Here is a 12874-nt window from a genome sequence, read left to right as displayed (position 1 = left end):
CTTTACCTCTTTCCAATTGGGATATAAGTCAGATCTCGTGCTCCTAAATAAGAAGAACGCGGACGAATTAACTTGTTATTCTTACGTTGTTCCTGTACATGAGCAATCCAACCAGCCATTCGGCTCATAGCAAAAATTAACGTAAAAATATCACTGTCAATCCCTAGAACATGATAGACTGTCGCGGAATAAAAATCGACATTGGGAATCAGTCCCTTCTTATGCTTGATAAAGTTTTCCACTTCTTGAGAGAGTTGATAAAAAGCTTCGTTTTCTGTTCCCGTCGTCAAGTCTCTCGCCATTTCTTTCAAATATCTTTGTCGAGGATCTTCTCTCCGATAGACACGATGACCAAAACCCATAATCTTTTCTTTGGAGTCTAATTTTTGCTGCAAGTAGCCTTCCGTATCGCCGCTCTCTTGGATAGCTAAGAGCATATCGAACACCCGTTCGTTTGCTCCGCCATGTAGCGACCCCTTAAGCGTACCAATGGCCGTCGTTACACAGGAGTATAAGTCTGTCAAAGTGGAAGCCGTAACCCGTGCCGCAAAGGTAGAAGCGTTTAGTTCATGGTCTGCGTGCAAAACCAACGCCTTATTAAAAGCCTTCACTTGAAGTTCCGTAGGCTCCTCGCCTGTCAGCATATAGAGGAAATTTGCCGCAAACCCCAAGTCCTCCCTCGGTTCAATCGGAGTTAGACCTTGACGAAAACGAGCAAAGCTAGCAATTATAGTCGGCACCTTAGCCATAATCTGAATAGACTGGTCGTACAAAGCTTCTAAGGAATTCTCCTCAGCATGAATGTTGTAAACACCAAGAAGGGAAACCGTCGAACGAAGAACACTCATAGGATGTAGATGCTTACGAGACTGAATTAAGATACACTGTTCCACTGCATCTGAGATAGCGTACTCCGACCGTAGACTCTTTTCAAAATGATTGAGTTCAATCTGAGTCGGTAAGTGTAAATTCCAAAGGAGGTAAATGACCTCTTCAAAGGAAGCATTGTTATCCATCAACTCAGAAATATCATAACCTGCATAAGAAAGGGCTTCATTTTCAATTGCACAAATCCGTGTCTCGCAGGCAATCATGTCCTTCAAACCTTGACTTTCTGTCATATTGCTCCTCCTAATTTCTTTCGTACAACCATTGGCAAAATACCTCCGTGACGGTAATAGCGAATATCTGCCACGGCATCAAAACGCAGACGAACGTCAAATTCCTTGGTTCCATCTTCTGAAACAGCTCGCACTCGAATCAGCTGACCAACTTTTGGATCAGCTGGCAGGTCAATGTCATAGCGTTCTAAACCAGTCAAACCAAGACTCTCTGCTGTCTGTCCTTCTAAAAATTGCAAGGGAAGGACCCCCATCATAACAAGGTTGGAGCGATGAATGCGTTCAAAAGATTCTGCCAATACAGCTTGAACTCCAAGCAAGCTTGCACCTTTTGCTGCCCAATCTCGACTGGACCCCATACCATAGTCTTTACCTGCAATAACCAAGCTACCAATGCCTGCTAATTGATAAGCCATGGCTGCATCATAAATGGATACTATCTCACCTCTATACTTAGTCCATCCACCAATTTTCCCATCAGCCAGTTCATTTTTGATGCGAATATTGGCAAAAGTCCCTCTCATCATGACCTCGTGATTCCCTCGACGGCTACCGTAAGAATTAAAGTCCATAAAGCTTACCCCATTGTCTTCTAAGTAGCTAGCTGCCGGGCTAGTGCGAGCGATATTACCCGCTGGCGAAATATGGTCTGTCGTAACTGTATCGCCAAATTTAGCTAGCACTGCTAAATTCCGAAGAGGTTTCAAAGTCAAATCTTCTTTCAACTGATCAAAGTAAGGCGGATTTTGAATGTAAGTTGACTGACTATCCCATTGATAATTTTGACCAGTTGCCGTTTCAATCTCATTCCAAGCTTGACTATCTGTGAAAACTTGTTGGTATTCTGCCCTGAACAAATCTGGAGTAACATAACGCTCAATATAAGCATCTACTTCATCACGACTTGGCATAATATCAGCTAAATAAACAGCTTTTCCTACTTCATCAAAACCTAAAGGTTCACTTGTCAAGTCACAATTCATGTTACCAGCCAAGGCATAAGCTACAACAAGAGGTGGGCTAGCTAAAAAATTAGCCTTAACCAAGGGATTAATACGTCCTTCAAAGTTTCGATTTCCTGACAAGACTGCCGATACGAGCAAATCCTCATTTTTAATAGCCTCGGCGACTTCTGGTGATAAGTCCCCTGAGTTTCCAATACAGGTGGTACAACCATAACCTACCAAGTTGAATCCAAGAGCGTCTAGATAAGTCTGCAAACCAGAATCTCGTAAATAGCCTGTTACCACCTTAGATCCCGGTGCCAGGGAGGTTTTAACAGTCTTAGCTACTGTCAAGCCTTTCTCAACTGCATTTTTGGCTAAAAGCCCCGCAGCTAGTAGCACATATGGGTTTGAAGTATTGGTACAAGAGGTAATGGCAGCAATAGCAACGTGCCCTGTCTTTATCTCTTCTTTATCTTCTGAATTAAATACGACTTCTGCCGTCTTATCTAATTCCTCTTCTCCTAAACCAAAGCCTCTCACACCTGCCTCACGAACCAGACTAGCTTGAAATTCTTCCTTAGCATTTGCTAATTCTATCAAATCCTGTGGCCGTTTTGGTCCAGAAATGGAAGGAGTTAAACTAGATAGGTCTAACTCAATAACCTTGGTATAGGTCGGGTACTTTTTCTCATCATAATAAAAATGATTGACCTTTGCGTAGGTTTCTGTCAGTCGAATTTGTTCTTCCGAACGATTGGTTAAACGCATATAGTTAAGAGTTTCTGCATCAATTGGGAAATAACCACAGGTAGCACCATACTCAGGAGCCATATTCGCGACTGTTGCTCGGTCTGCCAAAGTCAAGGAAGCTAGGCCTGGTCCAAAAAACTCCACAAATTTTCCAACTACATTTTCCTGACGCAAAACTTGCGTTACTTTTAAGGCTAAATCTGTAGCAGTTGCTATCTTCGGCATTTCTCCAACCAAACGAACACCAATCACCTCTGGCACAGGGAAATAGGAAGCCTCGCCAAGCATGGCCGCTTCTGCTTCAATTCCTCCCACACCCCAACCAAGCACACCAATTCCGTTGATCATGGTTGTATGGCTATCTGTCCCAAACATAGAATCTGGATAGAGCCAACCATCTTTTTCAATAATGACATCACTCAAAAATTCAATATTAACTTGGTGAATAATACCGGTTGCCGGCGGAACCGCTCGATAATTATCAAACGCTCCTTCTGCCCATTTCAGAAATTGATACCGCTCCTGATTGCGTTCAAATTCCAACTCAATATTTTGCTCTAAAGCTGTATCAGAGCCAAAGAAATCGACCTGCACACTATGATCAATAACCAAATCCACAGGAATTTCTGGATTGATCAAATCAGGATTACCTCCTTGTTTGACGACTGCATCCCGCATGGAAGCTAAGTCAACAACGACTGGTACTCCTGTAAAATCTTGCAAAATAACTCGACTGGGTTTAAAAGGAATTTCTCCCTTTGGAGCATAAGCCTGATAGGCAACAAGATTATCTATGTGATATTTTAGAACATCTACCCCATCTTCTTTTCGAATTAAACTTTCGAGTAAAACACGAATTGTATAAGGAAGTGTATGAATATCCACTCCATTTTCCTGACACAACATTTCTAAATCAAAGTAACAATATGCCTTCTTATCAATATATAATGTATTTGTAAACCTTTTCTCCATTTATGTCACCTCAACTATTTTGTCTTTATATTATACATAATTGTTTTATAAAAAGGCAATTCCTTTCTTACTTTTTCACGTTATATTTTATAACATTTATAGAGAAACGAGAATTTTATACATGACATAACTGATAAAACACTATCTTTCCAATAAACTCCAAAATTTGACTATATTAGGTTTTTACACTATATATAGTACTCTTAGATAAAATATAACACAATATTTAGTTTTTACTTCTTGACTTTCACCACAAAATCTTGTATCCTAGATTGGTGATTAACAAAAAGGAGAGAGTTATGGTAACTGTATACTCAAAACATGATTGTGTCCAATGTAAGATGACCAAGCGTTTCTTGGACCAGCATAATGTTGCTTATCAAGAAATCAATTTGGATGAGCAACCTGAATTTATCGAGCACGTTAAAGGTCTTGGCTTCTCATCTGCTCCTGTAATCGAAACAGAGATAGAAAGTTTCTCAGGTTTCCAACCAAGCAAACTAAAAGCACTTGTTTAACAAGTGCCCTATTGGAGATTGGTAAAAAGTTTAACTCCACTACTCAAAGTTTGAGTCAACATCTCACCACAGTGGTTGATTGGCTTTAACAGTCCGGTGGACTGTTAAAAGTTGGAGATGGGATTTGCAAAACAAATTTCAGAAATTCGTGTACTACACTTCAAATCTAACCTCCAATAAGTCACTACTCTGACTATTGGAGCTATGTGGGAGGGCAAAACGGTCGTTTTAGCTCAAAATGAGGACTTGTTAACGAACCTTTTTTGAGGTTAATCGAGTTCTCTCCCACTCCCATTTTTTCATTTATTTATAGAAAGAGATTACAATCATGAGTTTGAAAGAATTAGGCGATGTGTCCTACTTCCGTTTAAATAACGAAATCAACCGTCCTATAAATGGACAAATTCCACTTCATAAAGATCAAGAAGCTCTCACAGCATTTTTTAATGAAAATGTACTTCCAAATACAAAACAATTTGACTCTATCTTAGAAAAAATTGATTATTTAATAGAAGAAAACTATATCGAAAGTGAATTTTTACAAAACTATAGTCCAGAGTTCCTCATTAAAATCGAACAGTTTTTGAAGGATCAAAACTTCCACTTCAAGTCTTTCATGGCTGCCTACAAATTCTACAATCAGTATGCCCTTAAAACAAACGACGGTGCCTACTATTTGGAGAGCATGGAAGACCGTGTTCTCTTCAACGCCTTGTATTTTGCAGAAGGAAATGAAGAATTGGCACTTAATTTAGCTAATGAAATGATTCATTTGCGTTATCAGCCTGCTACTCCTTCTTTCCTCAACGCTGGTCGCGCACGTCGTGGTGAGTTGGTTTCTTGTTTCTTGATTCAAGTAACAGATGACATGAACTCAATTGGTCGCTCCATCAACTCCGCTCTGCAATTGTCCCGTATCGGTGGTGGTGTCGGAATTTCACTCAGCAACTTGCGTGAGGCAGGGGCACCAATCAAGGGTTACGAAGGAGCTGCCTCTGGGGTCGTTCCCGTTATGAAACTCTTTGAAGATAGCTTCTCTTACTCTAACCAACTTGGTCAACGCCAAGGTGCTGGGGTTGTTTACCTTGATGTCTTCCACCCGGATATTATCGCCTTCCTTTCTACTAAGAAGGAAAATGCCGATGAGAAAGTACGCGTCAAAACCCTATCGCTTGGTATTACCATTCCAGATAAGTTCTATGAATTAGCACGTAAGAATGAAGATATGTACCTCTTCAGCCCTTACTCTATCGAATTGGAATACGGTGTGCCTTATAGCTATCTGGATATTACAGAAAAATATGATGAGTTGGTGGCAAACCCACGCATTCGCAAGACCAAAATCAAGGCTCGTGATCTAGAGACAGAAATTTCTAAACTTCAACAAGAATCTGGGTACCCTTACGTCATCAACATTGATACTGCTAACCGCAGCAATCCAGTTGACGGTAAGATCATCATGTCTAACCTCTGTTCTGAAATCCTTCAAGTACAAACTCCTAGCCTTATCAACGATTCTCAGGAATACTTGACAATGGGAACAGATGTATCATGTAACTTGGGTTCAACCAATATTGTTAACCTCATGAAGTCACCCGACTTTGGTCAATCTGTTCGTACCATGACACGCGCTTTAACATACGTTACAGATCATTCACACATCTCTGCCGTTCCTTCTATTGAAGCTGGTAATGAACAGGCTCATTCAATCGGTCTTGGGGCAATGGGACTTCACTCTTACTTAGCTCAAAACTTGATTGATTACGGATCAAAAACAGCCGTAGAATTTACTAATATCTACTTCATGCTCCTCAACTACTGGACCTTGGTAGAATCAAATAATATTGCCCGTGAACGGAAAACAACTTTCTATAATTTTGAAAAATCAAAATATGCAGACGGTACTTATTTCGACAAGTATGTAACCGGTGATTACCAACCACAATCTGACCGTGTCAAAGCACTCTTCAAAGGAATCTTCATTCCAAGTGGACAAGATTGGGCTGAATTGCGTGAAAAAGTAATGGCAGATGGTCTTTATCACCAAAACCGTCTGGCAGTTGCACCAAACGGATCAATCAGTTATATCAACGATGTTTCTGCTTCTATCCACCCAATTACCCAGCGTATTGAAGAGCGTCAAGAGAAGAAAATCGGTAAAATCTACTATCCAGCTTCTGGATTGGCAACTGAAACCATTCCATTCTACAAGTCTGCCTACGATATGGATATGCGTAAGGTTATCGATGTTTATGCAGCAGCAACAGAACACGTTGACCAAGGTTTATCCCTCACTCTTTTCCTTCGCAGTGAACTTCCAAAGGAACTCTACGAATGGAAAAAAGAAAATAAACAAACCACGCGCGATCTCTCCATTCTTCGTAACTACGCCTTTAACAAAGGTATCAAGTCTATCTACTACATTCGTACATTTACAGACGACGGCGAAGAAGTCGGCGCAAACCACTGTGAGAGTTGTGTAATCTGACGTAGCAAGATTAGATGTTGGCAAGCCAACTACCTAATCTACGCCAACCGCTATCAGCGGATTAGCTAGCTACCTTACTAACTACGAAACTGAAGAAATACCGTCTTCAGTTTCTACGTGTTTTCACAGAATATTCTGTTGATGCAATCAAATTTAAAGAACGTCCTTGAGGCGTTTTTTAGCAGAAAATATGATACAATAGTATAGATATTTCGAGAAAAGAAAGTGATGAATATGGAAACCTATTACAAAGCCATAAACTGGAACGCCATTGAGGATGTGATTGACAAGTCAACTTGGGAAAAATTGACCGAGCAATTCTGGCTCGATACCCGTATCCCTTTGTCAAATGACTTGGATGATTGGCGGAAATTGACTAGCCAAGAAAAAGACTTGGTCGGTAAGGTCTTCGGTGGATTGACCCTCTTGGACACGCTTCAATCTGAGACAGGGGTTCAAGCCCTTCGTAATGACATTCGCACACCACATGAAGAAGCTGTTTACAACAACATTCAATTCATGGAGTCTGTCCATGCCAAATCCTATTCGTCTATCTTCTCAACCTTGAATACCAAGTCTGAAATTGAAGAGATTTTTGAATGGACAAACAGCAATGAATACTTGCAACGTAAAGCAAAAATTATCAACGAAATCTACGAAACGGGTACACCTCTTGAAAAGAAAGTTGCTAGTGTATTTCTAGAAACCTTCCTTTTCTATTCTGGCTTCTTCACTCCGCTCTACTATCTTGGCAATAACAAGCTAGCGAACGTTGCGGAAATCATCAAACTCATCATTCGTGACGAGTCTGTTCATGGCACTTACATTGGTTACAAGTTCCAACTTGGTTTTAATGAATTGCCTGAAGAGGAACAAGATAAACTACGTGACTGGATGTATGATCTTCTTTACCAACTCTATGAAAATGAAGAAGGCTATACCGAGTCACTTTATGATCCAGTTGGTTGGACTGAAGAAGTAAAGACTTTCTTGCGTTACAATGCCAATAAAGCTCTTATGAACTTGGGACAAGATCCACTCTTCCCAGATTCAGCAGATGATGTTAACCCAATCGTCATGAACGGTATCTCAACTGGTACATCTAACCACGACTTCTTCTCGCAAGTCGGAAACGGTTACCTACTCGGTGAAGTTGAAGCTATGCAGGATGATGATTATCTTTACGGTCTGTAAACTTAAAAATAACATCACTGGAACATAGTTGTTAACTACTTGAAAAATAAAAAATGAGCAAATCCAACTTTTATGGATTTGCTCATTTTTATGCTGTAATTACTCAACATTATTCTGTGGCTCTACTAAATCGTCCACAGTGAGTTCAATATCATCTTGATAGAGGTCATTCTCTTCTAGAATTGGTAAACTCGTTACTGTTTTTTCCTTAATAGAAGCGATTAAGTCACTAGTTGTTAGGTTTTGTTCAGCAATTTTTCCCTTGATTTGCTCAAATGTTTCCTTAGATTGTTCCTTGACAACCTGTGCTTTTTCTTTGCTTGACTTCATCAAGCTATCAACCGTTATCTCGCCAGTCTCAAATTGCTCTCTAACTTCTTGATATTTTCCAACAGCCTGATTTTTAAAATCTTGTGCTTTATGAAGAAGTTCTGCATTAATATCTTCATAATTTTCTTGATAGTCTTTCGTAAAGTTGACAACTCTTTCCTTGACAGCCTTGCCTGACTTGCTTGTCAAGAAAATAGCTGCTGCAGCTCCTCCTGCTACTCCTAATAAAATACTGGTAAAGATACTAGATTTTTTTACCATATTATTCTCCTTTCTTGCCTAAAATAGATGAAAATAGATTGATAGCTGATAGAACTCCACCAGCTTTAGCTGTGTTTTTTCCTGCCTCTTTGGCTTTCACAGTCAAATCACGCGCTGAAGCATTGAGATCTGAAACTGAAGTTGATAAGTCTGCTACAGCAACAAATAATGGATCTAGGGTAGATACTTTACCATTGACATCTTCAACTAAAATATTGGTTTTAGCTAAGAGCTCGTTCGTCTGGTAAAGGGTAACATTGACATCACTAGTTAAAATCTGTAAACTCTTTTGTGCTTCATCTGTTACTTTTGATAATTTTGTCAATAGCAAGACAATGTAAATAGACACTGCTGCAACTGAAAGTGCAATAATTAAGATAGAAATTTCAATCATATAAATCTCCTTTAAGATTGATAATATGGAATATTTGTTTGTCTACGTCTATAGACAATTAAAACAATTCCCAATAAAACTAAAACTGCTGATAGCCATTGGGATATGCGAATTCCCAGAAACATAAGACTATCTGTACGCATTCCTTCAATCAATATCCGCCCTAATCCATACCAAATTAAGTAAAAGGCCGTTATTTCTCCTTGTTTAAGAAACATTGGTTTTCGGCGAAGAAAACAAATCAGACTAAAGCCAACTAGATTCCAAAGTGACTCAAATAAGAAGGTTGGTTGCCGATAGGCGCCATCAATATACATCTGCTTTCGAATAAAAGAAGGCAAGTAATTCAAATTGTCAACAGCATTTCCATAAGCTTCCTGATTAAAGAAATTCCCCCATCTTCCAATAGCTTGAGCAATCATAACAGATGGTGTAGCAACATCTAAAAAGTCCCATGTATTGATAAAACGATAACGAGTAAAGAAGAAGAGAACTAAAATACCAGTTATTAGACCGCCGTAAAAGGCCAAACCACCATTCCATATCGCGAAAACTTCCAGAATATTATCTTGATAAGTGCTCCAAGAAAAGATAACATAGTAGAGTCTTGCTCCAAGAATAGCTAAAGGGAATGCATAAAGGATAAAATCAAAAATATCATCCGGCAAAATCTTCCTACGTGGCGCTTCTTTACCTGCTAGATAAACACCAATCATCAAACCGACTACAATGCAAAGAGCATACCATCGAATTTCCAGTGAACCGATACGAAAAGCAATAGGATCAATCATACTTCCTCCTTATTACTTGCAATCAGGTTGGATAAGCGTTTTTCAAACTCTTTCGTCGCATCAAATCCCATTTGCTTAGCTCGGTAGTTCATTGCTGCAGCTTCAATTACTACTGATATATTTCGTCCAGTTTTTACAGGAATACGAATTTGTGGAATGGTGATTCCAGCGATTTCAATTGTATCTCCACCATTTCCAAGACGATCAAAAACTTTTCCAGTATCATAGTTTTCTAAATAGACTACTAACTGAACTTCTGATGATTCTTTGACAGCACTAGCACCGTATAAGCTCATAATATCAATAATCCCAACGCCTCGAATTTCAATTAAATGACGCAAGATTTCTGCTGGCTCACCCCAAAGTGTCACATCGTCCTTAGCAAAAACATCTACACGATCATCGGCAACAATTCGATGACCTCGCTTAATTAGTTCTAGACCTGTCTCGCTTTTCCCGATACCTGAATCTCCCTGAATCAGAACCCCCATACCATATATATCCATAAGAACTCCATGGACACTAGTCCTGTTCGCCAGACGACTGTCTAAAAATGAGGATAATTCTCCTGACAAACGACTCGTTGCCGTGCGACTTTGAAAAACTGCTATTTTCTGTTCCCTTGCCGCACGAAGCATTTCTTCTGGAATCTCAAGACCTCGTGCTACAATAACTACCGGGGTCTCTGGTTGAAACATTCTTCGCAGTACTTGATAACGGTTATGAGAGGTCATGGCCATCAGATAAGACCATTCCTTCATTCCAATTAGCTGAATTCGTTCAGGCGAATAGTAATCAAAATAACCTGTCATTTCCAAGCCTGGTCGAGTAATATCCGAAGTAGTAATCTCTTTCAACAAAAGCTCTTCAGTGCTATAAGCACATTCTACACGGACATGGTCAATCAAATCTTTGACAAATACAGTCATAGGCTACCTCACAATTTCTTTAAAACTATTATACCATAAGCTAGGAACCGAGAGAAAAACAAGTACCTTTTTTTTAAAATCTGTTATACTTTATATAGATAAAGACTTATTATTAAGGAGAAAAATATGGAACCGTTATTTCTCACACCAGTTATGCAGGAAAAAATTTGGGGTGGTAGTCGCTTAAAAACCAATTATAACTATAACATTCCGAGTGATAAGACTGGTGAATGTTGGGCTATTTCCGCCCATCCTAATGGTATCACAGCTGTTTCAAATGGACGATACAAAGGTAGAGGACTCGATGACCTTTACAAAAATGAAAAGCATTTATTTGGAAATCCAATAGATGAGGTATTTCCACTCTTAACAAAAATCCTTGACGCAAACGATTGGCTTAGTGTCCAAGTCCATCCTGATGATTGCTATGGAATGGCAAACGAAGGGGAGCTTGGGAAGACAGAATGTTGGTATATATTAGAAGCCGAGGAAGGATCCGAAATCATTTATGGCCACAATGCCCAATCCAAAGAAGAACTCCGTCAACAAATCGAAGCTGGGGATTGGGAACAACTCTTAACCCATGTACCCGTCAAAAAAGGGGACTTCTTCTTTGTTCCAAGCGGAACCATGCATGCTATCGGTAAGGGCATCATGATTTTGGAAACCCAGCAATCTAGCGATACAACCTATCGTGTCTACGATTTTGATCGTCGTGATGATGCTGGAAACCTGCGTGAACTGCATATTGAAAAATCCATTGATGTGTTGACAATTGGCCCCGTTGCCAATTCAACACCTGCCCACCTCAAAGCTGATAATCTCGATTCTACCCTCTTAGTTGCCAATCCTTTCTTTACCGTCTATAAATGGAAGACACAGCAAGAAATAAAAATGGAACAGACTGTTCCTTACCTGCTAGTCAGTATCATCGACGGTGAGGGAGCTATTCAAGTTGGCGAAACCAACTATCCGCTTGAAAAAGGGACCCACTTTATCTTGCCAGCTAACGTAACCGACTGGACCTTTATAGGTCAGATGGAAATCATCGCAAGCCACGCAAATTAAAATACAAAAAAACTTGAGGACAATCTCAAGTTTTTTTGTTATCCAAACCAGGACTTATTAATTTTTTCCGCATCTTTTATCTTACGCGGACCTGTTCCATATCGCTCTGCATCAACATCTTCCTTATAAGGTATTAAAATCGATAAAAGAACGTACAGAGTGATTGCAATCAGTCCCAATCGCCCTAATAAACAAAGGAAGAAAAATACACCACGCGCAACTGCTAGATTCCATCCGAAACGAGCTGAAAGCCCTGCTAAAACGCCTGAAACCAACTTATTTTGTCGTTGTCTAAATAAATTCAATTTAGCGAACATCTTTCACTCCTTTCACAAATAAACTACTTCTATCCGTCTGCAATTTTAAATAAAGTAACTCTTGACCTGATTTTTCACAATAGCATGGACTGACTTTTTTCTTATGGTTTATCATTATCTGTCCAGAGTAGCTCTCCAAACGTCCAACAATTCCTTGATTTTTAGCCAAAATAAGATGAATCGGAGCCTGGATAAGTTGAAGATAGAGGTGCTGAGGAAATTGGCCGTAGCCATTAATACGAATATCCTGTTGTTTACTATCCGTCTTGCTACGGATGGAAATATCTTCAAAAGGAAGACAATCCAACTTCACATCTGCACGTCCTATTTGCAAATCTAAAATTCCTAATTGCTGATCCGGAACAGATACAGTAAGCTGACAAGGTACCGTCGAGGTAAAATGCAATCCTCTCTTTTCCACGTATAATTGTGGCAATGCTGTTTGATCAGCTTGTTGAGGATAGATTAACTTAATATGAACTTGATTCGTTTTGGACTTGTTAACTAAGAGTCGTCCTTCAGCCAAATTCAAGAAAATAGACTCAATTCCATCAAAGCTATATTCTTGTTTAAGCTTGGAAGAAGAGAATACCTTTAGACTAGGGAGGGTAAAACTCATCTTGGTTTTCTCTTCTACAAAAAGCACATCTGGACGTTCTTCAAATTCTAAAAAACAAGCACGTGCTTCTTCTTTTGTTAACACTCCTTTTTCATACAGCTCAATCAAACGCTCTTGTTGTTCCTGTGCCATGCCCTCACCTCAATTCTATTCTAGTATATCATATTTACTCATA

Annotated in this window: 12 protein-coding genes; 4 read left to right on the top strand and 8 right to left on the bottom strand. The window is 39.5% G+C overall.

Annotated features, from left to right (window positions below; translation table 11 throughout):
- Positions 1-2 precede the first annotated feature (2 nt).
- Both AC4CS8_RS03315 and acnA read right to left on the bottom strand, forming a co-directional pair.
- On the bottom strand, positions 3-1121 hold the full coding sequence (locus AC4CS8_RS03315; protein ID WP_493893537.1) for a citrate synthase: 1119 nt from the start codon (positions 1119-1121) through the stop codon (positions 3-5).
- Positions 1118-3790, bottom strand: a complete 2673-nt coding sequence (gene acnA, locus AC4CS8_RS03310) for an aconitate hydratase AcnA (protein ID WP_493893536.1) — start codon at positions 3788-3790, stop codon at positions 1118-1120. The genes AC4CS8_RS03315 and acnA overlap by 4 nt, the downstream gene beginning before the upstream one ends.
- Positions 3791-4089: 299 nt before the next feature.
- Between acnA and nrdH the strand changes: the two genes are divergently transcribed.
- From nrdH to nrdF, 3 genes are all read left to right on the top strand, one after another.
- Entirely contained in the window at positions 4090-4308 is a 219-nt protein-coding gene (gene nrdH / locus AC4CS8_RS03305) for a glutaredoxin-like protein NrdH (protein ID WP_493893535.1), read from the top strand.
- A gap of 328 nt (positions 4309-4636) precedes the next feature.
- Positions 4637-6796 carry a class 1b ribonucleoside-diphosphate reductase subunit alpha gene (gene nrdE / locus AC4CS8_RS03300; protein ID WP_493893534.1) on the top strand — a complete coding sequence of 720 codons (2160 nt, stop codon included), beginning with the start codon at positions 4637-4639 and terminating at the stop codon, positions 6794-6796.
- A gap of 234 nt (positions 6797-7030) precedes the next feature.
- Positions 7031-7990 carry a class 1b ribonucleoside-diphosphate reductase subunit beta gene (gene nrdF, locus AC4CS8_RS03295; RefSeq protein WP_493893533.1) on the top strand — a complete coding sequence of 320 codons (960 nt, stop codon included), beginning with the start codon at positions 7031-7033 and terminating at the stop codon, positions 7988-7990.
- A 99-nt stretch (positions 7991-8089) separates the two neighbouring features.
- On the opposite strand, the gene AC4CS8_RS03290 is transcribed toward nrdF, so the two are convergent.
- The 4 genes from AC4CS8_RS03290 to hprK are packed head-to-tail and all read right to left on the bottom strand — an operon-like array spanning position 8090 to position 10695.
- Positions 8090-8581: a YtxH domain-containing protein gene (locus tag AC4CS8_RS03290; protein ID WP_493893532.1), complete on the bottom strand. Its 492-nt coding sequence runs from the start codon at positions 8579-8581 to the stop codon at positions 8090-8092.
- Between the two features lies 1 nt (position 8582).
- Positions 8583-8975 (bottom strand): DUF948 domain-containing protein, encoded by a 393-nt coding sequence (locus AC4CS8_RS03285; protein WP_493893531.1) that lies wholly within the window; start codon positions 8973-8975, stop codon positions 8583-8585.
- Positions 8976-8986: 11 nt separating this feature from the next.
- Positions 8987-9766 (bottom strand): prolipoprotein diacylglyceryl transferase, encoded by a 780-nt coding sequence (gene lgt / locus AC4CS8_RS03280; protein WP_493893530.1) that lies wholly within the window; start codon positions 9764-9766, stop codon positions 8987-8989.
- Complete coding sequence (gene hprK, locus AC4CS8_RS03275) at positions 9763-10695, bottom strand: HPr(Ser) kinase/phosphatase (protein WP_493893529.1); 933 nt, start codon at positions 10693-10695, stop codon at positions 9763-9765. The genes lgt and hprK overlap by 4 nt, the downstream gene beginning before the upstream one ends.
- 126 nt (positions 10696-10821) lie before the next feature.
- On the opposite strand from hprK, the gene manA reads away from it, so the two are divergent.
- Positions 10822-11763 carry a mannose-6-phosphate isomerase, class I gene (gene manA, locus AC4CS8_RS03270; RefSeq protein ID WP_493893528.1) on the top strand — a complete coding sequence of 314 codons (942 nt, stop codon included), beginning with the start codon at positions 10822-10824 and terminating at the stop codon, positions 11761-11763.
- A 38-nt stretch (positions 11764-11801) separates the two neighbouring features.
- On the opposite strand, the gene AC4CS8_RS03265 is transcribed toward manA, so the two are convergent.
- A complete protein-coding gene (locus tag AC4CS8_RS03265) occupies positions 11802-12080 on the bottom strand; it encodes a PspC domain-containing protein (protein ID WP_493893527.1) in 279 nt (92 codons plus the stop codon).
- Positions 12070-12831, bottom strand: coding sequence for a hypothetical protein (locus AC4CS8_RS03260; RefSeq protein WP_493893526.1), 762 nt, complete (start codon positions 12829-12831; stop codon positions 12070-12072). The genes AC4CS8_RS03265 and AC4CS8_RS03260 overlap by 11 nt, the downstream gene beginning before the upstream one ends.
- Positions 12832-12874 lie beyond the last annotated feature (43 nt).

Source organism: Streptococcus sp. NSSLK0004 (genome assembly GCF_059039125.1).
Note: the sequence above shows the minus strand (reverse complement) of the source record. Positions and strands in the feature narration are given on the sequence as shown.